At 62.3% G+C, this 19,031-nt stretch carries 18 protein-coding genes; 7 read left to right on the top strand and 11 right to left on the bottom strand.

The window, feature by feature from the left end; translation table 11 throughout:
- Positions 1-44 precede the first annotated feature (44 nt).
- On the top strand, positions 45-557 hold the full coding sequence (locus V7773_RS13995; protein ID WP_063323939.1) for a dihydrofolate reductase: 513 nt from the start codon (positions 45-47) through the stop codon (positions 555-557).
- Positions 558-616: 59 nt separating this feature from the next.
- Here V7773_RS13995 and V7773_RS13990 read toward each other — a convergent pair whose 3' ends face one another.
- Entirely contained in the window at positions 617-2,008 is a 1,392-nt protein-coding gene (locus V7773_RS13990; protein WP_336073911.1) for an L-cystine transporter, read from the bottom strand.
- 242 nt (positions 2,009-2,250) lie between these two features.
- On the opposite strand from V7773_RS13990, the gene V7773_RS13985 reads away from it, so the two are divergent.
- On the top strand, positions 2,251-3,306 hold the full coding sequence (locus tag V7773_RS13985; RefSeq protein ID WP_092150027.1) for a phosphorylcholine phosphatase: 1,056 nt from the start codon (positions 2,251-2,253) through the stop codon (positions 3,304-3,306).
- Between the two features lie 247 nt (positions 3,307-3,553).
- Here V7773_RS13985 and ilvD read toward each other — a convergent pair whose 3' ends face one another.
- The 4 genes from ilvD to V7773_RS13965 form a co-directional block, all read right to left on the bottom strand.
- The gene (gene ilvD, locus V7773_RS13980) at positions 3,554-5,395 is read right to left on the bottom strand and encodes a dihydroxy-acid dehydratase (RefSeq protein ID WP_092150030.1); all 1,842 of its coding nucleotides are present in this window, start codon (positions 5,393-5,395) and stop codon (positions 3,554-3,556) included.
- Positions 5,396-5,653: 258 nt separating this feature from the next.
- Entirely contained in the window at positions 5,654-6,859 is a 1,206-nt protein-coding gene (locus tag V7773_RS13975) for an MFS transporter (RefSeq protein ID WP_336073910.1), read from the bottom strand.
- A gap of 246 nt (positions 6,860-7,105) precedes the next feature.
- Entirely contained in the window at positions 7,106-8,302 is a 1,197-nt protein-coding gene (locus V7773_RS13970; protein ID WP_003206543.1) for a class I SAM-dependent rRNA methyltransferase, read from the bottom strand.
- A gap of 111 nt (positions 8,303-8,413) precedes the next feature.
- The gene (locus tag V7773_RS13965; protein ID WP_336073909.1) at positions 8,414-8,953 is read right to left on the bottom strand and encodes a type 1 glutamine amidotransferase domain-containing protein; all 540 of its coding nucleotides are present in this window, start codon (positions 8,951-8,953) and stop codon (positions 8,414-8,416) included.
- Positions 8,954-9,185: 232 nt separating this feature from the next.
- On the opposite strand from V7773_RS13965, the gene V7773_RS13960 reads away from it, so the two are divergent.
- The 3 genes from V7773_RS13960 to V7773_RS13950 are packed head-to-tail and all read left to right on the top strand — an operon-like array spanning position 9,186 to position 11,217.
- Positions 9,186-10,001, top strand: a complete 816-nt coding sequence (locus V7773_RS13960) for an HDOD domain-containing protein (protein ID WP_170867267.1) — start codon at positions 9,186-9,188, stop codon at positions 9,999-10,001.
- A 30-nt stretch (positions 10,002-10,031) separates the two neighbouring features.
- Positions 10,032-10,844 (top strand): bifunctional DNA-formamidopyrimidine glycosylase/DNA-(apurinic or apyrimidinic site) lyase, encoded by an 813-nt coding sequence (mutM, locus tag V7773_RS13955; RefSeq protein WP_336073908.1) that lies wholly within the window; start codon positions 10,032-10,034, stop codon positions 10,842-10,844.
- Between the two features lie 52 nt (positions 10,845-10,896).
- Positions 10,897-11,217: a multidrug transporter gene (locus V7773_RS13950; RefSeq protein WP_336073907.1), complete on the top strand. Its 321-nt coding sequence runs from the start codon at positions 10,897-10,899 to the stop codon at positions 11,215-11,217.
- A gap of 162 nt (positions 11,218-11,379) precedes the next feature.
- Here V7773_RS13950 and V7773_RS13945 read toward each other — a convergent pair whose 3' ends face one another.
- The 5 genes from V7773_RS13945 to V7773_RS13925 form a co-directional block, all read right to left on the bottom strand.
- Positions 11,380-11,631 (bottom strand): YfhL family 4Fe-4S dicluster ferredoxin, encoded by a 252-nt coding sequence (locus V7773_RS13945; RefSeq protein WP_060740180.1) that lies wholly within the window; start codon positions 11,629-11,631, stop codon positions 11,380-11,382.
- Positions 11,632-11,768: 137 nt separating this feature from the next.
- The gene (gene coaD / locus V7773_RS13940; RefSeq protein WP_003177462.1) at positions 11,769-12,248 is read right to left on the bottom strand and encodes a pantetheine-phosphate adenylyltransferase; all 480 of its coding nucleotides are present in this window, start codon (positions 12,246-12,248) and stop codon (positions 11,769-11,771) included.
- Between the two features lie 251 nt (positions 12,249-12,499).
- Positions 12,500-14,095 carry a GMC family oxidoreductase gene (locus V7773_RS13935; protein ID WP_063323947.1) on the bottom strand — a complete coding sequence of 532 codons (1,596 nt, stop codon included), beginning with the start codon at positions 14,093-14,095 and terminating at the stop codon, positions 12,500-12,502.
- A gap of 84 nt (positions 14,096-14,179) precedes the next feature.
- Complete coding sequence (locus tag V7773_RS13930; protein WP_092221391.1) at positions 14,180-14,725, bottom strand: twin-arginine translocation pathway signal protein; 546 nt, start codon at positions 14,723-14,725, stop codon at positions 14,180-14,182.
- 27 nt (positions 14,726-14,752) lie between these two features.
- Positions 14,753-16,183: a coniferyl aldehyde dehydrogenase gene (locus tag V7773_RS13925; protein ID WP_336073904.1), complete on the bottom strand. Its 1,431-nt coding sequence runs from the start codon at positions 16,181-16,183 to the stop codon at positions 14,753-14,755.
- A 148-nt stretch (positions 16,184-16,331) separates the two neighbouring features.
- On the opposite strand from V7773_RS13925, the gene V7773_RS13920 reads away from it, so the two are divergent.
- The gene (locus V7773_RS13920) at positions 16,332-17,003 is read left to right on the top strand and encodes a TetR/AcrR family transcriptional regulator (protein WP_003206524.1); all 672 of its coding nucleotides are present in this window, start codon (positions 16,332-16,334) and stop codon (positions 17,001-17,003) included.
- A gap of 33 nt (positions 17,004-17,036) precedes the next feature.
- Positions 17,037-17,891, top strand: a complete 855-nt coding sequence (locus tag V7773_RS13915; protein WP_336073902.1) for a sulfurtransferase — start codon at positions 17,037-17,039, stop codon at positions 17,889-17,891.
- 131 nt (positions 17,892-18,022) lie between these two features.
- Here the strand turns inward: V7773_RS13915 and V7773_RS13910 are convergent, their stop codons facing one another.
- Positions 18,023-19,021 carry a hydrolase gene (locus tag V7773_RS13910; RefSeq protein WP_336073901.1) on the bottom strand — a complete coding sequence of 333 codons (999 nt, stop codon included), beginning with the start codon at positions 19,019-19,021 and terminating at the stop codon, positions 18,023-18,025.
- Positions 19,022-19,031 lie beyond the last annotated feature (10 nt).

The following is a 19,031-nucleotide window of genomic DNA, read 5'->3' as shown; positions in this document are numbered from 1 at the left end:
TGAAGCCTGTCGGGGTATGTCGAGCCTCTGGTATCCTCGCCGCCATGAACAAAACTCTCCCCCTAAGCCTGATCGCAGCCCTCGGTGAAAACCGTGTGATCGGCGTCGACAACAGCATGCCCTGGCACCTGCCCGGGGATTTCAAATACTTCAAGGCCACCACCCTGGGCAAGCCGATCATCATGGGGCGCAAGACCTGGGATTCCCTCGGTCGACCGCTGCCGGGACGCCTGAACATCGTGGTCAGCCGTCAGCCGGGGTTGGTGCTGGAGGGCGCGGAGGTTTTTTCCACGCTGGAGGCAGCGGTGGCGCGGGCCGAGGCCTGGGCGCTGGAACAGGGCGTCGACGAGCTGATGTTGATCGGCGGCGCGCAACTGTACGCCCAGGCGCTGGCGCAGGCGGATCGGCTGTACCTGACCCGCGTGGCCTTGAGCCCGGAGGGGGATGCGTGGTTTCCGGAATTCGATTCGAGCCAGTGGACGTTGGTCTCGAACCAGCCGAACCCGGCTGAAGGGGACAAACCGGCCTACAGCTTCGAGGTGTGGGAGAAGCGTTGAGACAAGCGTAGATCGTTCCCACGTAGCGTGGGAACGATCAATCGATCAGGTGCCCCCCATCAAGCGTGTACCAACTCCCCATGCGCCTCGGCATCGAGCAACGCCTTGTCAGTCTGCTGCATCACCTGGCTGGTAATCGCCCCGGCGGTGATCGAGCCGCTGACGTTCAACGCCGTACGGCCCATGTCGATCAGCGGTTCGACGGAAATCAGCAACGCCACTAGCGCGACCGGCAACCCCATGGCCGGCAGCACGATCAGCGCGGCGAACGTCGCGCCGCCACCGACCCCGGCCACCCCGGCCGAACTCAACGTCACGATCGCCACCAGCGTCGCGATCCACACCGGATCCAGCGGGTTGATGCCCACAGTCGGCGCGACCATCACCGCCAGCATGGCCGGATAAAGGCCGGCACAACCGTTCTGGCCGATAGTGGCGCCGAACGAGGCGCTGAAGCTGGCGATCGTCCGTGGAATGCCGAGGCGGCTGGTCTGGGCTTCAATGCTCAACGGGATGGTGGCCGCGCTTGAGCGGCTGGTGAAGGCGAAGGTCAGCACCGGCCAGATCTTGCGGAAAAAGCGCAACGGGTTGATCCCGGCAGCAGACACCAGCAGGCCATGGACCACGAACATCAGGCCCAGCCCCAGGTACGACACCACGACAAAACTGCCGAGCTTGATGATGTCCTGCAGGTTGGAACCGGCCACCACCTTGGTCATCAGCGCCAGCACACCGTACGGCGTCAGCTTCATTACCAGGCGCACCAGGCGCGTCACCCAGCTTTGCAGGGTGTCGATGGCGTTGATCACTTTCTGGCCTTTCTCCACGTCGTCCTTGAGCAACTGCAGCGCCGCGACTCCGAGGAACGCGGCGAAGATCACCACGCTGATGATCGAGGTCGGCTTGGCCCGGGCCAGGTCGGCAAAGGGGTTTTGCGGAATGAACGAAAGCAGCAATTGCGGGACATTCAGGTCGGCGACCTTGCCGGCGTAGTCGCTTTGGATCACTTGCAGGCGCGCCAGTTCCTGGGGGCCGGCCACCAGGCCTTCGGCGGTCAGGCCGAACAGGTTGGTCAGGCCAATACCGATCAGCGCGGCGATGGCGGTGGTCAGCAGCAGCGCGCCGATGGTCAGGAAGCTGATCTTGCCCAGGGACGAGGCGTTATGCAGGCGGGCCACGGCGCTGAGGATCGAGGCGAAGACCAGCGGGATAACGATCATTTGCAGCAACTGCACGTAGCCGTTGCCCACCAGGTCGAACCAGCCGATCGAGGCCTTGAGCACCGGGTTGCCGGCGCCATAAATCGTGTGCAGGGCGAGACCGAACGCCACGCCCAGTACCAGTGCCAGCAGCACTTTCCTGGCCAGGCTCCCGGTGCGGTGGCGGGTTTGTGCCAGGCCGAACAGCAAGGCGAGGAACACCAGAAGATTGAGGGTCAGCGGCAGATTCATCAAAAAGACTCCGACAAGGCGTGCCAGTCGCCCGAAGCCGCGACTGTGAGCCGGGAAGCCTAACAGCCTGATAACTAATGAATTAATACTAAAAACGCATGTAGATTGTCGTTTATGGAATAAGGCAGCGACGTTTACGGATATGTCGCTGGCGCAATCAAGACGCAGGCGGTCGCGGGTAGGCGAGGACTGTCACAAGCATTTGTTAGCGTCGAGTTCTTTTGAACCCGGGAGAAATGCCGATGAAACTCGCACCTCGTTTTCTCGCTGTCGCCTTGAGCCTTGGTCTCGCCGGCCAGGCATTGGCCACCGATCTCAAACACTGGCCGGCGGAACAAGCCAAGGCTCTGGAGACGATGATCGCGGCCAACGCCAACAAGGGTAACTACGCGGTGTTCGACATGGACAACACCAGTTACCGCTACGATCTGGAAGAGTCGTTGCTGCCGTTCATGGAGAACAAGGGCCTCATCACCCGGGAAAGCCTGGACCCATCCTTGAAGCTGATGCCGTTCAAGGACACCGCCGATCACAAGGAAAGCCTGTTCAGCTATTACTACCGCCTGTGCGAAGTGGATGACATGGTCTGCTACCCATGGGTGGCCCAGGTGTTCTCCGGCTTCACCCTCAAGGAGCTCAAGGGCTATGTCGACGAGCTGATGGCGTCCGGCAAGCCAGTGCCGACCACCTATTACGACGGTGACAAGGTGGTCCAGTATAACGTCAACCCGCCGAAAGTCTTCACCGGCCAGGCTGAGCTGTACAACAAACTGATGGAAAACGGCATCGAGGTCTATGTCATGACCGCCGCTTCCGAAGAATTGGTGCGCATGGTCGCCTCCGATCCGAAGTACGGCTACAACCTCAAGCCGCAGAACGTCATCGGCGTGACCACGCTGCTCAAGGACCGCAAGACCGGCGAGCTGACCACCGCGCGCAAGCAGATTACCGCCGGCAAATATGACGAGAAGGCCAACCTCGGCCTGGAGTACACGCCTTACCTGTGGACCCCGGCGACCTGGATGGCCGGCAAGCACGCGGCGATCCTGACGTACATCGACGAATGGAAAAAACCGGTGCTGGTCGCTGGCGACACGCCGAGCAGTGACGGCTACATGTTGTTCCACGATGTGGACGTAGCCAAGGGCGGCATCCACCTGTGGGTCAACCGCAAGGACAAATACATGACCCAGATTAACGGCATGATGGCCAAGCACGCTGCCGCCCAGGCCAAGGAAGGACTGCCGGTGACAGCGGACAAGAACTGGGTGATCGTCAAGCCGGAAGATATCCAGTAACACGGCATCAAAGAGGCAAGGTATTGCCTTTGTGGCGAGGGAGCTTGCTCCCGCTGGGCTGCGTAGCAGCCCCAAAACCTCCAAATGCGGAGCATCAGACACACCGCACCTGCCGGTTTACGACTGCTTCGCAGCCGAGCGGGAGCAAGCTCCCTCGCCACGGGGAATCATGTGGTTCCAGAGTCCGAACAGGCGCCCAAAAAAAGCCCCGCACTTGGCGGGGCATTTTTATTGCGGCTAACGACGCTTACAGGCCGTCGAGCATCGCCTTGTTACGCACCGCGCCCTTGTCGGCGCTGGTGGCGAGCAGGGCGTAGGCCTTGAGGGCCGTGGTGACTTTGCGTGGACGCACTTCCACCGGTTTCCAGCCTTTGTTGTCCTGTTCGACGCGGCGCCCGGCCAGCTCTTCGTCGCTGATCAACAGGTTGATCGAGCGGTTCGGAATGTCGATCAGGACCTTGTCGCCGTCGCGCACCAGACCGATGGCGCCGCCCGCCGCAGCCTCCGGCGAAGCGTGGCCGATGGACAGGCCCGAGGTGCCGCCGGAGAACCGGCCATCGGTCAGCAAGGCGCAGGCTTTGCCCAGGCCCTTGGACTTCAGGTAGGAGGTTGGGTAGAGCATTTCCTGCATGCCCGGGCCGCCTTTCGGACCTTCGTAGCGAATGATCACGATGTCACCGGCCTTCACTTCGTCAGCGAGGATGCCCCGTACGGCGCTGTCCTGGCTTTCGAAAATCTTCGCGTTGCCTTCGAACACATGGATCGACTCGTCGACACCGGCGGTTTTCACCACGCAGCCATCCAGGGCGATGTTGCCGTAGAGCACGGCCAGGCCGCCTTCCTTGGAATACGCGTGCTCGACGCTGCGGATGCAGCCGTTTTCACGGTCGTCGTCCAGGGTCTCCCAACGTGTCGACTGGCTGAATGCGGTTTGCGTCGGAATGCCCGCCGGGCCGGCCTTGAAGAAGTGGTGAACGGCCTCGTCGGTGGTCTGGGTGATGTCCCACTTGGCGATGGCTTCGGCCATGCTCTTGCTGTGCACGGTCGGCAGGTCGGTGTGCAGCAGGCCGCCACGGGCCAGGGAGCCGAGGATGCTGAAGATCCCGCCGGCGCGGTGCACGTCTTCCATGTGGTACTTCTGGATGTTCGGCGCGACCTTGCACAGTTGCGGCACGTGACGGGACAGGCGGTCGATGTCGCGCAGGTCGAAATCGATCTCGGCTTCCTGGGCAGCGGCCAGCAAGTGCAAGATGGTGTTGGTGGAACCGCCCATGGCGATGTCCAGGGTCATGGCGTTTTCGAACGCCTTGAAGTTGGCGATGTTGCGCGGCAACACCGACTCGTCGTTCTCACCGTAGTAGCGCTTGCACAGCTCGACGATGGTGCGGCCGGCCTGCAGGAACAGCTGTTCGCGGTCGCTGTGGGTGGCCAGGGTCGAACCGTTGCCCGGCAGGGCCAGGCCCAGGGCTTCGGTGAGGCAGTTCATCGAGTTGGCGGTGAACATGCCGGAGCACGAACCGCAGGTCGGGCAGGCGCTGCGCTCGTACTCGGCAACCTTCTCGTCGGAGGCGCTGGAGTCGGCGGCGATCACCATGGCGTCGACCAAGTCGAGGCCGTGGCTGGCGAGCTTGGTCTTGCCGGCTTCCATCGGGCCGCCGGAGACGAAGATTACCGGGATGTTCAGGCGCAGGGCGGCCATGAGCATGCCCGGGGTGATCTTGTCGCAGTTGGAAATGCACACGATGGCGTCGGCGCAGTGGGCATTGACCATGTATTCGACGGAGTCGGCGATGATCTCGCGGCTGGGCAGCGAATAGAGCATGCCGTCATGGCCCATGGCGATGCCATCGTCCACGGCGATGGTGTTGAATTCCTTGGCAACGCCGCCCACGCGTTCGATTTCCCGGGCGACCAACTGACCCAGGTCCTTGAGATGCACGTGACCCGGTACGAACTGGGTGAAGGAGTTGGCAATGGCGATGATCGGCTTCTTGAAGTCGTCATCCTTCATCCCCGTGGCGCGCCACAAGGCACGGGCGCCGGCCATGTTGCGGCCATGGGTGGATGTTTTCGAGCGGTAATCAGGCATGGAGCACTCCGGGCGGCTAATCAGATATCAAAGGGGAAGTGAGCTTCTGTTGACGTTCTGGAACACCGGGGATTGGCCGAGTGTCCGGAAGTGGCCGATGACTTTGCAGGATCGCTGCGCGCCTCAGCATGAGCTCATAAACCCGCCGGGGATGAATGGCGATGAATGTCGCGATTCTACACCGCTGGCGCCAGGATGAAATGACGCAAAGCGCTGATCGGGCGCCAATGTCGCGCTTGAGATGACGACTGGCAACGCTCAGCCGGCCAACAGCGCCCTGTGACGGTGCCGGGCCAGGCTATTGAGCCCCAGCCCCAGGGCGCTGAGCAGCATCAGGCACAGGGCCAGCGTCATCTGCCTGTCCAGCGGGGTGAGGCTGATCGCAGCACTGGTCAGGCCGCCAACGATGAAGATCAGCACGCTGCCGGCCGAGGCGGACGTACCGGCTTGCTCCGGGAATTGATTCATTGCCAGGGTATGGGCCGCCGCCCGGGCAATGGTCGTTCCGGCGGTGCACACGATCATGGGCAGCAGCAGGGTGGTGACCGACAAGCCCAATTGGCTGGAGAGCCCAAGCATCAGGATCCCCGCCGCCAGGATCAGGCCAAGGCCTGTGATGATTTGCGTCTGGGGGGCGATTCGATTGCTCAGCACGGTCGCCACCGCTCCGCCGCCGATATAAGCCAGTCCGTAGCCCAGCAGTGCCCACGAAAAGGCCTCGGGCGAGAGTTGTAACTGATCGATGAGCAGCAGCGGCGAAATGACGATAAACGAAAAGTGGCAGGAAAAGGCCAGTGCCGATGTCAACCAATAGGTCATGAAGCTGAAGTCGCCACAGACCTTTCGATAAGACGCAATGAAGTCCAGGCGCTGGCGTGGGCGACCCGCGGGGGAAGGTTTGAGTAACAGGCTGGCGCCCACAAACACGCCGACCGCCAGGGCCACGAACACCAGGAAGCTGCCGCGCCAGCCCATCCAGCTTTGTAGTCCGGTGCCGGCCAGGGGCGAAACGGAAATGAAAATGCCGCCGCAGGTGACCAGGAATATACGCAGTCGCTGCTGCTCCCCGCCTGTGAACAAGTCCTGTATCAACGCCTGGGACAGCACGAAACAACCGCAGCCCAAGGCCTGGACGACGCGGAAGAACAGAAAGGACCAGTAGCCATCGGCGAGCACGCAACCTGTTGCCCCGACCGCTGAAACGCTGATCCCGATCAACAGCAGGTTCTTTCGCCCCATGACGTCGGAGAGTGGGCCAACCAGCAGTTGCGAAAGGGCGATGCCCACCGCGAACAGGCTGACAGACAGGGCAATGTCCGACGATGGACGTTCGAACTGCTCGGACAGGGCGGGGAACGAAGGCAGCACGACGTCGATTGGAAAGACCCCGAGCAGTGTCAGGGTCAGTAATAGGCCGACGGTGGCGGGTTTGCGGGCGGCCAGGTGGTTTTGCGGATCAGTCATCGAACAGTTCCAGGACGTACCTGAGGGTCGCTTTCAATCCTAATGCGTCATGCCAGCCAGGCGAGGGGGAGATTGAGTAGGAAGGTTCTGGTAATGACGTGGGGGGACTCCTACAGACGTTTGCTACTTATTGACTTTTGCGCCAGGGACTTATTCAGGCACGCAAAAAAAACGCAGCCAAGGCTGCGATCAGAATGCAATTGGAGTGCGCGGGGCACAGCGCTACGGCACTGGCCCCGCCTGGCCTCAGCTGTTGGGCAACAGCCGGCAGGTGATGCTCTTGATGTAGCGGGTTTCGGCAATGGCCGGGTGTACCGGATGGTCCGGCCCCTGGCCGCCGCGTTCGAGCAGTTGAATGTTGCGGTCCAGGTGACGAGCGCTGGTCAGCAGGATGTTTTGCAGGTCGTCTTCGGGCAGGTGCATCGAGCACGATGCGCTGACCAGGATGCCGTCCTTGCTGAGCAGGCGCATGGCTTGTTCGTTGAGGCGGCGATAGGCGCCCTCACCGTTTTTCAGGTCTTTCTTGCGCTTGATGAAAGCGGGTGGGTCGGCCACGATCACGTCGAAGCGTTCTTCGCTGGCCTTGAGCTCCTTCAGGGCTTCGAACACGTCGCCTTCGATGCAGGTCAGCTTCTCGGCAAAGCCGTTCAGCGCGGCGTTGCGCTCGACACCGTCGAGGGCAAAGGCCGAAGCATCGACGCAGAACACTTCACTGGCGCCGAACGCTGCGGCTTGCACGCCCCAGCCGCCGATGTAGCTGAACAGGTCCAGGACGCGCTTGCCCTTGGCGTACGGGGCCAGGCGTGCGCGGTTCATGCGGTGGTCGTAGAACCAGCCGGTTTTCTGGCCTTCCATGACCGGCGCTTCGAACTTCACGCCGTTCTCTTCCAGGGCGACCCACTCCGGCACCAGGCCGAACACGGTCTCGACGTAGCGGTTCAGGCCTTCGGCGTCACGGGCCGCGGAGTCGTTCTTGAACAGGATGCCGCTGGGCTTGAGCACCTGGGTCAGGGCGGCGATCACGTCGTCCTTGTGAGCTTCCATGGTGGCAGAGGCGATCTGCACCACCAGGATGTCGCCGAAACGGTCGACCACCAGGCCTGGCAACAGGTCGGAATCACCGTAGACCAGGCGATAGAACGGCTTGTCGAACAGCCGCTCGCGCAGGGACAACGCCACGTTGAGGCGATGCACCAGCAGGGATTTGTCCAGCGGCAGCTTCACGTCGCGGGACAACAGCCGGGCGCAGATCAGGTTGTTGGGGCTCATCGCAACGATGCCCAGCGGCTTGCCGCCGGCGGCTTCGAGGATGGCCTGGTCACCGGCCTTGAAGCCGTGCAGCGGGGTGGCGGCTACATCGATTTCGTTGCTGTAGACCCACAGGTGGCCGGCGCGCAGGCGACGGTCGGCGTTGGCTTTGAGGCGCAGGCTAGGCAGGGACATGACGTCGCTCCGGAAAAAAGAGCGGGAGTATACCGTGTTGCAACCGTGGCGGGGCTGGTGGTGGACATGTGGTGAGGAAGCGGGCTCCCTCACCACGGTATCGGGCAGGTTTCAGGCGGACAACGCGCTGATCAACTCGCGGTTGAACGCCGGAATGTCATCGGGCTGACGGCTGCTGATCAATGTGCCGTCCTTGACCACTTCCTTATCGACCCAGTTCGCGCCGGCGTTGACCAGGTCATCCTTGAGGGGCTTGTAGCTGGTCATGGTCTTGCCCTTGACCAGCCCGCTCGACACCAGCAACCAGCCGCCATGGCAAATCACCGCAATGGGCTTGCCCGCCGCCTCGAAGCCCTTGACCAGTTTCTGGGCATCGGTGTCGATGCGGATGGTGTCGGAGTTCTGCACGCCACCGGGCAGCACCACGGCGTCGTACTGTTCGACATTGGCCGCCTTGAAGGTCAGGTCGATCCGAAAGTCGTCGGCCGGCTGGTCATGGTTCCAGCCTTTGACCTGGCCTTCGCGGGCCGAAACGATGTCAACTTTGACGCCGGCCTGTTCCAGCGCCTGTTGGGGGCCGGTCAGTTCGGCCTGTTCAAAACCGTCGGTCACGAGGATGGCGACACGTTTGTTGTTCAGGGAGCCAGGCATGAAAAATCTCCTCAAGCTGAGTGGCTGGGTTGCCGACTCAAGCCTTATGCAGGCTTGGCTGTCGGCCCTGTAAGGTCCGAAGCCAATGCCTGAAGGAAAGTTCCGCCGATCTACCCGGCGGTGTATCGGATCCATCTTTAAGGGTTAGAATCCCCGCCTGACACCGGAGTGTGTACTCATGTCCAAAGAACTTTCCGCCGAACAAATCCAACAGTCCTTGCAAGGCATCAGCGTGCCGCCCCAGCCGCAGATCATGGTGGATCTGCAGATGGAGCAGTACATGCCCGATCCGGACCTGGAGACCATCGCCAAGCTGATCTCCCACGATCCGGGCCTTTCCGGGGCCTTGCTCAAGATCGTCAACTCGCCGTATTACGGCCTGCGCAACAAGATCACCTCGATCCAGCGAGCGGTGAATCTGTTGGGCAGTCGTTCGATCATCAACCTGATCAATGCGCAGTCGATCAAGGGCGAGTTGCACGACGACGCCATTGTCACCCTGAACCGCTTCTGGGATACCGCCCAGGATGTGGCGATGACTTGCCTGACCCTGGCCAAGCGCGTCGGCCTGGAGAACGGTGACGAAGCCTATGCACTGGGGTTGTTCCACGATTGCGGGGTGCCGTTGATGCTCAAGCAGTTCCCCAGCTACATGGGCGTGCTGGAAGAGGCCTACGCCAATGCCAGCGCCGAGTGCCGGGTAGTGGACACCGAGAATCGTGAGTTCAACACCAACCATGCGGTGGTCGGTTACTACACTTCCAAATCCTGGCGCCTGCCGGATCACGTCAGCCAGGCCATCGCCAACCACCACAATGCCCTGGCGATTTTCAGCGACGAGTCTTCACGCAATAACAGCCAGTTGAAGAATCTGCTGGCGATCCTGAAGATGTCCGAGAACATCTGTGCGTCCCACCGGGTGCTCGGCAATCAGGCCGAAGACCACGAGTGGAATTGTGTCGGGAGCCTTGTGCTCGATTACATCGGGTTGTCGGAATACGACTTCCAGACCCAGAAACAGGAAATTCGCGACCTCGCCACTCGTTGAGTGCGGGGCTTCGCCTGATTCGAGAGCCTCATGCCAGAACTGCCGGAAGTCGAAACCACCCGTCGCGGAATTGCGCCCCATCTTGAAGGCCAGCGGGTCAACCGCGTGGTGGTCCGCGACCGCCGCCTGCGCTGGCCAATCCCGGAAGATCTCGACGTGCGCCTTTCGGGCCAGCGCATCGTGCAGGTGGAGCGGCGGGCCAAGTACCTGTTGATCAATGCAGAGGTGGGCACGTTGATCAGCCACCTGGGCATGTCCGGCAACCTGCGCTTGGTGGAAGTCGGCATGCCGGCCGCCAAGCACGAGCACGTGGACATCGAGCTGGAATCCGGCCTGGCCTTGCGCTACACCGACCCTCGCCGCTTTGGCGCGATGCTCTGGAGCCTTGACCCGTTCAATCACGAGTTGTTGATTCGCCTGGGTCCCGAGCCGTTGACCGAGCTGTTCGATGGCGAACGATTGTTCCAGCTCTCGCGGGGGCGGTCCATGGCGGTCAAGCCGTTCATCATGGACAACGCGGTGGTGGTGGGGGTGGGCAATATCTACGCGACCGAGGCCCTGTTCGCCGCCGGCATCGACCCGCGCCGGGCCGCCGGAGGCATTTCCCGGGCGCGTTACCTGAAGCTGGCGATCGAGATCAAGCGCATCCTCGCCCATGCCATCGAGCGCGGTGGCACCACGCTGCGGGATTTTATCGGCGGGGATGGCCAACCCGGCTATTTCCAGCAGGAACTGTTCGTTTACGGCCGGGGCGGGGAGCTGTGCAAAGTCTGCGGCACGGGGCTGCGGGAAATCCGCCTGGGCCAGCGCGCTAGCGTCTGGTGTCCACGCTGTCAGAGCTGATTTGTCCTACGGTCTATAGTCAGTAGTACTGATTTAGCCGAAGGATCGCCCGATGAGACTGCTTCGACCTGTCGTTCTAGCGCTGCTGCTGAGTGTCGGTTTGCCTGCCCTGGCAAGCGAAGGCAGCGGCGACCCGCGCTACACCATCCAGAACCCGCCGGCCTTCGCCATGCTCGGCGACCTGCTGATTGCTCGTCCGCTGCTGCTCGCCGCCACGGTGATTGGCGCCGGGGCATTCGTGGTGTCGTTGCCCTTTACCGCGCTGGGCGGCGGGGTCGGCGATGCGGGGAAGGCGTTGGTGGTGGACCCGGCGAAGGCCACGTTTGTGCGGTGCCTGGGGTGTATCGGGGAGGGGTTTGAGCGGCAGGAGTGAGGCAGGCAGTTGAATCTTGGGTGTTGCTGCTGGCTTCATCGCGAGCAAGCTCGCTCCCACAGGGGCTTTGCTTCAGGCACAAGTGGTGTAAACACAGCAGATCCCTGTGGGAGCGAGCTTGCTCGCGATAGGGCCCGCACAGACCCTACAGAATAATCTGGCTCAATCCTTACCCGTAATCTTGCGATATTTCGCCATCAACTGTTCTTCAGTTTCCGGATGAGCCTCGTCCAGGGGGATGCAATCCACCGGGCAGACCTGTTGGCACTGGGGTTCGTCGTAATGGCCGACACACTGGGTGCACAAGTTCGGGTCGATGACGTAGATCTCTTCGCCTTGGGAAATGGCCTCGTTCGGGCATTCGGGTTCGCAGACGTCGCAATTGATGCAGTCGTCGGTGATGATCAGGGACATGCGGGCTCCTGCCGGGGCGTTGGGCCCGGGCATATGAAAAACGTATGGGCGCAATTGTGCCGCATTGGCGAGCGCAGTGCACGCGGGCGCGATGGACTGCGCTGTGCCGGGCTGCGCAGCGGGTCGCAGCCCGCGGGTTATTTCTTGAAGCGCAGGGTTAGCGCATCGGCCACGGCCGGGTGGACGAACTTGGTGATATCACCGCCCAACGCCGCGATTTCCCGGACCAGGGTCGAGGAAATGAAGGAATAACGCTCCGACGGCGTCAGGAACAGGCTCTCGACGTCCGGTGCCAGTTGGCGGTTCATGTTGGCCAGTTGGAACTCGTACTCGAAGTCCGAGACCGCCCGCAGGCCGCGCAGGAACACATTGGCGTTCTTTTCCTTGGCAAAGTGCGCCAAAAGCGTCGAGAAGCCGACCACTTCCACGTTGGGCAGGTGCTTGGTGACCTCGCGGGCCAGTTCCACACGTTGTTCCAGCGGGAACAGCGGGTTTTTCTTCGGGCTGGCGGCGACGGCAATGATCACGTGGTCGAACAGGCGCGCGGCGCGTTCGACCAGATCGCCATGGCCCTTGGTAATAGGGTCGAAGGTACCTGGGTACAACACTCGGTTCATCGCGTCGTCCTGGCGGGAGTCCGTTGGGGAGTCGGATGGTATCGCAGCCTTCTCGGTCGGCCAAGTCGGCTGTTGCGTAAGAAAGCACTATAGACGGTGCGAATAATCCGGATATTCAGATGTTCGGTAAGCCCGTGGCGAGGGAGCTTGCTCCCGTTTGAGCGCGAAGCGCTCACAAAATGGGTCTGCTGGGCAGCCCAGCGGGAGCAAGCTCCCTCGCCACGGGTTCGTTGTTTTTCTCAACAAATGGTTCATGGGTTTTTCAGGCGTTCGGCCAGGGCCGTCGCTAATTGCGCGGTCAGCCCGTACACCGATAATTGCGGGTTGGCGCCGATGCTGGTGGGGAACAGCGAGCCGTCATGGATCGACAGGTTGCCCAGTTGGTGATGGCGGCCAAGGCTGTCGGTGACAGCGGTTTTCGGGTCTTCCCCCATGGCGCAACCGCCCATCACGTGGGCGCTGCCCAGGCGTGTGCGGTACAACGCCAGGTCGAGTCCGTCGATCAGTGTGCGGGCTTCGGCCAGGGTCTTAACGTAGCGGGCATCGCTGTGCAAGGGCATGACCGCCTTGGCGCCGCCGGCAAACTGGATCTCGGCCATGCTGTGGAAGGCCCGGCGCAAGCCATCCCAGGCATACGGCGTAACGGGATAATCGAGCACGGGGGTGCCGTCGCTGCGCAATTCGACGCTGCCGCCGGGGCTGTCCGGATGAAATCCGTCGCGCAACAGTGCCAACATGGCGTGGGTATGGGGCAGTCGGGACATGTGCAACGCGTTCTCGGGACCGAACCCGCCCAATAGCGTCGCGGCCAGGGCCGGGTGCAAGGGCGGGACTTCAAGCTTGTAGGACATTTTGCCGGTGGTGCCGTCCTGCCATTGGAAGTGATCCGAATAAATCGATTGCGGCGCGCCGTAGAACGGGTTGATGACCTCGTCGAATTGCCCGGCGGACATGTTCACCAGATGCAGGAAGGTGCGTTTGCCCAGGCGTCGATGTGGATCCGGCGCATCGGAGCGCAGCAGCAGGCCTGGGCTGTTGATGCCGCCGCCCGCCAACACATAATGCCGCGCCTTGACGGTGATGCGCCGCCCTGTCGGCGCCACGCAACGCTCGTCCATGGCTTGGCACTCGAGGCCGATGACGGCATCGTTTTTGATCGTCAGACGCTCGGCCCGCGCCAGGTAAAGCAGCGCGCCGCCCTTGTCCAGCGTGGCCGGGATGGTGGTGACCAGCATCGACTGCTTGGCGTTGGTCGGGCAGCCCATGCCGCAATAGCCCAGGTTCCAGCAGCCGCGTACGTTGCGCGGGATGACGTGCCAGGCGTAGCCCAATTGTTCACAACCTTTGCGGATCACGTCGTTGTTGGCATTGGGCGGAATCAGCCACGGCGCCACGCCCAGGCGTTGTTCCATCTGCGTAAACCAGGGCGCCATCTCAGCGCGGCCGTGGCCTTTTACGTTGTGCTCGGCAGCCCAGTGGTCGAGGGTCTGGTCGGGCGTGCGGAAGCTGGAAGTCCAATTGATCAGCGTCGTGCCGCCGACGGCCCGGCCCTGGAGAATGGTGATGGCGCCGTCCTTGCTCATGCGCCCCAGGCCTTCCTGATACAGGCTGCTGTAGGCCTGGTCTTCGAGCAGCGTGAAGTCATGACTGGTCTTGAGCGGACCTTCCTCGATCAGCAACACGCGGTAGCCGGCGGCGCTGAGGATTTCGGCCGTGGTGCCGCCGCCAGCACCGCTGCCGACGATGGCCACGTCCGCTTCCAGGGTCAGGTCCTGGGTCAGTTGCGCACCGTTGTAGGTGGTCCAGCCACGGGCCAGGCCTTCGCGGAAGGGATCGGGTACGGGCATGTGCGGGGTTCTCTTATTATTATGGATGGACGATGAAGAACCCTGTGGGAGTGGGCTTGCTCCCACAGGAGTTGGGCCTGGCTTTCAAATCTTGGGCGGTCCTGGATACCCGCAGTGCGCCCAGGCTTCGGATTGGGTGTACCAGGCCATCATCACCAGTTGCAGCAATGAGCTATGGCCTTGACGCAGCAGGTCCAGCGAACTGTTTTCCCACCGCCCGAGGAACTGGTGGATGTCATCGGCGCTGGCGTTTTCCCACGAGCCCCAGACCCCGGTCAGCGGCCCGCGGGTAATCCCCAGCGTGAGCACGTCGAACAGCTGGCGCGTGAGTTTGAGCATGGCGGGGGACAGGTGGGCCAGGCTGCTGTCCAGGCTTCGCAGGGTCGCGTCCGTGGCGGTACTAATCTGTCCGGCGGCCACTGCGCCGTCCAGCATCACGGGGATGACGCTGCGTAAAAATGGCAGGTCGCTGTCGCGCAGGGCCGCCAGGCCGTTGCTCGGTTGGCTGGGCGAACAACCGCTCAAGCTGGCGCCCAGGCCGACGGTGGCCAGGAAGGCGCTGGCGCCGAGGCTGAACTTCAGCAAGCCGCGCCGTGACAGTGCGGGTGTATCGGTGAGGCTTGGGTTCATTATTGTTATTACCCGGGAAGAGGCGCGTCAGCGGACAAACAGCTTCTGGATCAGTTTCTGCAAAGGCTTGCCGTAGGGCGGATAAATCAGCTTCGCGGCGTTGAATCGCTGTTTGGTCAGCACGCCCTTGGCCTTGCTGAAGGTCAGGAAACCCTCATGTCCGTGGTAATGCCCCATTCCCGAGGGCCCGATACCCCCGAACGGCAAGTCGTCCTGGGCGACGTGCAGCAGCGTGTCGTTCAGGCAGACACCGCCGGAATGGGTTTCATGGAGTACACGGTTCTGTTCGGCCTTGTTGTAGCCAAAGTAGTAGAGCGCCAGCGGGCGGGGACGCTGATTGATGTAGGCGAACGCCTGATCCAGATTGTCATAGGGCACGATGGGCAGCAGCGGGCCGAAGATCTCGTCTTGCATGACGGTCATCTCGTCGCTGACATTGAGCAGCAGGCTGTGGGCCATGCGGCGGTCCTGGCCCTGGTCGAACAGTTCGATCAGCAGCGCGCCCTTGCTGGTGGCGTCGCTGATGTAGCCGTTGAGTCGCGCCAGCTGTCGTTCGTTGATGATTGCTGTGTAGTCCGGGTTGTTCGCCAGGGTCGGATAAAACCCGCGTACCGCCTCGCGATAGGCCTCAACGAACTCGCCGACGCGATTCTGCGGTACCAACACGTAGTCCGGGGCGACACAGGTTTGCCCTGCATTCAGGGTTTTGCCGAAGGCAATGCGTTCGGCGGCATCCTTGATGGGGACATCGACTGACACGATGGCCGGCGATTTCCCACCCAGCTCCAGAGTGACCGGGGTCAGGTTTTCGGCAGCGGCCCGCATGACATGCTTGCCGATGCTGGTGGCGCCGGTGAACAGCAGGTGATCGAAGGGCAGCTTGGAAAACGCCATGCCGATTTCCGCTTCGCCAAGCACCACGCAGACCAGGTCCTGGGGGAAGACCCGGGCCAGCAATTGCTTGAGCAGCAAGCCGGTCGCCGGTGTCGATTCGCTGAGCTTGAGCATCACCCGGTTGCCCGCGGCCAATGCCCCTACCAGCGGCCCGATGGCCAGGAACAGTGGGTAGTTCCATGGCACGATGACGCCGACCACCCCCAGCGGCTGATAGATCACTTTGGCCGATGCCGGTTGAAAGGCCATGCCTACCTTGCGCCGGGAGGGTTTCATCCAACCCTGGAGATGTCGGCTGGCGTAATGGATACCGTGCAGGCTCGGCATCAGTTCGGCCAGCAGTGTTTCGTCGGCGCTGCGGTGGCTGAAATCCTGGCTGATGGCGTCGATCACGGCTTGTCGTTCGTTGCTCAATACCTCGCGCAGTGCCTTGAGCCATTGTCGGCGCTGTTCGGCCGGTGGCATTGGATGGGCGGCGTAGGCCTGGCGCTGGGCATCGAAGAGCGACCGCAGCTCGTCCAGTTGTTGTTGAGACTCGTGCAGGTAGGCAACGTCGGCAGGCATCGTCGGGCACCGGATATTATTAGAGTGGGTGTTTTCTAGAGCTTATACTCTAGAAAGTCAATGGCATCCGTAACGGCGATGGGTTTTTCCTGTGACCGATAGGTCGTAAGATGCCGATCAATGCCTTCGTCGAATTAAAGCCCAAACCATGGCCCCACGAATGAAAACCAGCGAGCGCATCGTGCAAAACAGCCTCGAGCTGTTCAACCAGCAAGGCGAGCGCAGCGTCAGCACCAACCACATTGCCGCCCACATGGACATGTCCCCAGGCAACCTCTATTACCACTTCCCCAACAAGCAGGCGATCATCGCCGTGCTGTTCAGTGAATACGAGAACCTGGTGGACAGCTTCCTGCGCCCGCCCCAGGGCCGTGCGGCCACGGTGGAGGACAAGCGCTTCTATTTGCAGGAGCTGCTGGCGGCCATGTGGCGCTACCGTTTTCTGCACCGGGACCTGGAACATCTGCTTGACAGCGATCCGGACCTGGCGGCGCGCTATCGACGGTTTTCCCAGCGCAGCCTGATCCACGGCACCGCTATTTATGAAGGCTTCGTTGCCGCCGGCATCCTGAAGATGGACCGGGTGCAGATCGAGTCCCTGACCCTCAATGCCTGGATCATCCTCACGTCCTGGGTGCGGTTCCTGTGCACCACGCGGGAAAACTTCAGCCACCTGAGCGAGCAGGCCATCAAGCGTGGCGTGTATCAGGTACTGGTGTTGGAGGCCGGTTTCGTGACCGATCAGGCCCGCGAAGAGGTGGATGCACTGTTCAAAGAGTATTACGTCCCCCTGGCCCAGACCCTGGAGGAAGGGCAGTAGGATCGACCCCCGACTTAGCCACAGGAGTTCACCATGCCCATTGCGCAACTCATCAGCCCTCAAGCCCTCGAAGAGCGGCGATCACAGCCAGGGCTGGTCATCCTCGATTGCCGTTTTGCCCTGGAAGACCCGGATTATGGCCAGCGCAGTTATGCCGAGGGCCACATCGCCGGTGCGTCGTTCGCAGACCTTGAGCGCGACCTGAGCGGGGCGGTGACCAAAGGCGTGACCGGGCGTCATCCGCTGCCGGAGCCGGGGGGCTTGATCGAGCGCCTCAAGGCCTGGGGAATCGATAACGACAGTGATGTCGTGCTGTACGACGACGGTCCTGGCGCCTATGCCGCGCGGGCCTGGTGGTTGCTGGCCTGGCTGGGCAAGCGCGATGGCGTGTACATCCTCGACGGTGGGCTCAAAGCCTGGCATGCCGCCGGCTTGCCCTTGAGCCTGGATCCGCCGCAGAACAGTCGCGGGAACTTCAGCGGGGCACCGGACGCGAGCTTGGTGCTCAGCGCCCAAGCGCTGCAACAACGCCTCGGCCAACCGGACATGACCCTGCTGGATGCCCGGGCGTTGCCGCGTTTCAAAGGTGAAGTCGAGCCCATCGACCCGATAGCCGGGCATATCCCGGGCGCCCAGTGTGCGGCGTTTACCGATAACCTGGGCGCCGATGGGCGCTTCCTGCCGGCCGACCAGCTCAAGCAGCGCTTCGCCGAAAAACTGGGCGAGCGCTCGCCCACCGACCTGGTGGCCTATTGCGGCTCCGGCGTGACGGCGTGTCATAACCTGTTTGCCTTGTGCCTGGCCGGGTATCCCTTGGGGCGGTTGTACGCGGGCTCGTGGAGCGAGTGGATCAATGATCCCCAGCGGGGCGTGGCGAAGGGCGAGTGATGTGATTGGCCAGGGCGCTTTTGTGTGGCGAGGGAGCTTGCTCCCGCTGGGCTGCGAAGCGGCCCCCTCAGGTGAGTGCTGCGCACTCAAGCGGGAGCAAGCTCCCTCGCCACAGAAAACCAAGCCACGGTTCAGCTCCGACCCAGATGGGCCAGCCATGTCGGAATCCGCCGCTCCAGGTAATACCCCGGGCGCCGCAGGGTTCCGTCGACAAACCCTACATGCCCGCCCCGGGCGTGCAGTTCAATCCGGGTCGAGGCAGATAATTCGTTCGGTTCTGGCAGGCTGTGAGGGAACACAAAAGGATCGTCGGCGGCCTGGATGACCAGGGTCGGCGTGCAGATGCCCGCCATGAAATAACGGCTGGAGGCACGGCGGTAGTAATCCGCGGCATCGGAGAACCCGTGCAGTGGCGCCGTCACCCGGCCGTCGAAGTCCCAGAAGGTGCGCATGTTTTCCAACGGGCCAAGCGCTGCCAGGGTCGCCAGGCCTTCGTGGCGTCCGTCGTGCTGGAACTGACGTTGCTTGTTGCGCACATAGGCCACGAGCTGGCGCATGAAATGCGCCTGGTAGAACCTGGAGAATCCTTGGCCGATGCGGTCGGCACACTGGTCGAGGCGAAACGGCACCGAGACCGCCACCGCCCCTTGCAACTGGCTGTCGCGGCCGGTTTCCCCCAGATGCTTGAGCAGCACATTGCCGCCCAGTGAATAACCCACCGCAAACAACGGTGCCAGGGGGCGGCGGGCGCGCAAATGGGTGATGGCGGCGGCGAGGTCTTCGCTGACGCCCGAGTGATAGCTGCGGGGCAACAGGTTCGGCTCACCCGAGCAGCCACGCCAGTTCAAGGCCGCACTGGCCCAACCCTGGCGACCGAGAGCCTGTTGCAGTCCGGCCACGTAAGGCGAGTTGGAAGAGCCGGTCAGCCCGTGAAGCACCAGCACCAGTGGTGCCTCGGCGCTGTGGGGGCCGTGCCAGTCAAGGTCGAGGAAATCACCGTCTTCCAGCCACAGGCGCTCGCGTTGGCGCTCGATGTGTGTGGTCTTGCGCCATAGCGGACCCCACAAAGTCTGCAGGTGTGGGTTGCCAAGGCCCGGGGCGGGGACGAAACGCTCAGATGCGGCGGACATCATTATTGTT

The organism is Pseudomonas sp. 3JA (genome assembly GCF_036961705.1).
Classification (GTDB): domain Bacteria; phylum Pseudomonadota; class Gammaproteobacteria; order Pseudomonadales; family Pseudomonadaceae; genus Aquipseudomonas; species Aquipseudomonas fluorescens_Q.
The sequence above is the reverse complement of the archived record's forward strand: the minus strand, read 5'-3'. Positions and strand labels throughout refer to the sequence as shown.

Bases quoted from the DNA above. Each gene is read 5' to 3' on its own strand.
- V7773_RS13925 (WP_336073904.1), bottom strand. From the start codon at position 16,183: ATGCCTGCCGACGTTGCCTACCTGCACGAGTCTCAACAACAACTGGAC.
- V7773_RS13975 (WP_336073910.1), bottom strand. From the start codon at position 6,859: ATGACTGATCCGCAAAACCACCTGGCCGCCCGCAAACCCGCCACCGTC.
- V7773_RS13950 (WP_336073907.1), top strand. From the start codon at position 10,897: ATGAGACTGCTTCGACCTGTCGTTCTAGCGCTGCTGCTGAGTGTCGGT.
- coaD (WP_003177462.1), bottom strand. From the start codon at position 12,248: ATGAACCGAGTGTTGTACCCAGGTACCTTCGACCCTATTACCAAGGGC.
- ilvD (WP_092150030.1), bottom strand. From the start codon at position 5,395: ATGCCTGATTACCGCTCGAAAACATCCACCCATGGCCGCAACATGGCC.
- V7773_RS13965 (WP_336073909.1), bottom strand. From the start codon at position 8,953: ATGCCTGGCTCCCTGAACAACAAACGTGTCGCCATCCTCGTGACCGAC.
- V7773_RS13945 (WP_060740180.1), bottom strand. From the start codon at position 11,631: ATGTCCCTGATCATCACCGACGACTGCATCAATTGCGACGTCTGCGAA.
- V7773_RS13970 (WP_003206543.1), bottom strand. From the start codon at position 8,302: ATGTCCCTGCCTAGCCTGCGCCTCAAAGCCAACGCCGACCGTCGCCTG.
- mutM (WP_336073908.1), top strand. From the start codon at position 10,032: ATGCCAGAACTGCCGGAAGTCGAAACCACCCGTCGCGGAATTGCGCCC.
- V7773_RS13985 (WP_092150027.1), top strand. From the start codon at position 2,251: ATGAAACTCGCACCTCGTTTTCTCGCTGTCGCCTTGAGCCTTGGTCTC.
- V7773_RS13995 (WP_063323939.1), top strand. From the start codon at position 45: ATGAACAAAACTCTCCCCCTAAGCCTGATCGCAGCCCTCGGTGAAAAC.
- V7773_RS13915 (WP_336073902.1), top strand. From the start codon at position 17,037: ATGCCCATTGCGCAACTCATCAGCCCTCAAGCCCTCGAAGAGCGGCGA.
- V7773_RS13910 (WP_336073901.1), bottom strand. From the start codon at position 19,021: ATGTCCGCCGCATCTGAGCGTTTCGTCCCCGCCCCGGGCCTTGGCAAC.
- V7773_RS13990 (WP_336073911.1), bottom strand. From the start codon at position 2,008: ATGAATCTGCCGCTGACCCTCAATCTTCTGGTGTTCCTCGCCTTGCTG.
- V7773_RS13930 (WP_092221391.1), bottom strand. From the start codon at position 14,725: ATGAACCCAAGCCTCACCGATACACCCGCACTGTCACGGCGCGGCTTG.
- V7773_RS13935 (WP_063323947.1), bottom strand. From the start codon at position 14,095: ATGCCCGTACCCGATCCCTTCCGCGAAGGCCTGGCCCGTGGCTGGACC.
- V7773_RS13920 (WP_003206524.1), top strand. From the start codon at position 16,332: ATGGCCCCACGAATGAAAACCAGCGAGCGCATCGTGCAAAACAGCCTC.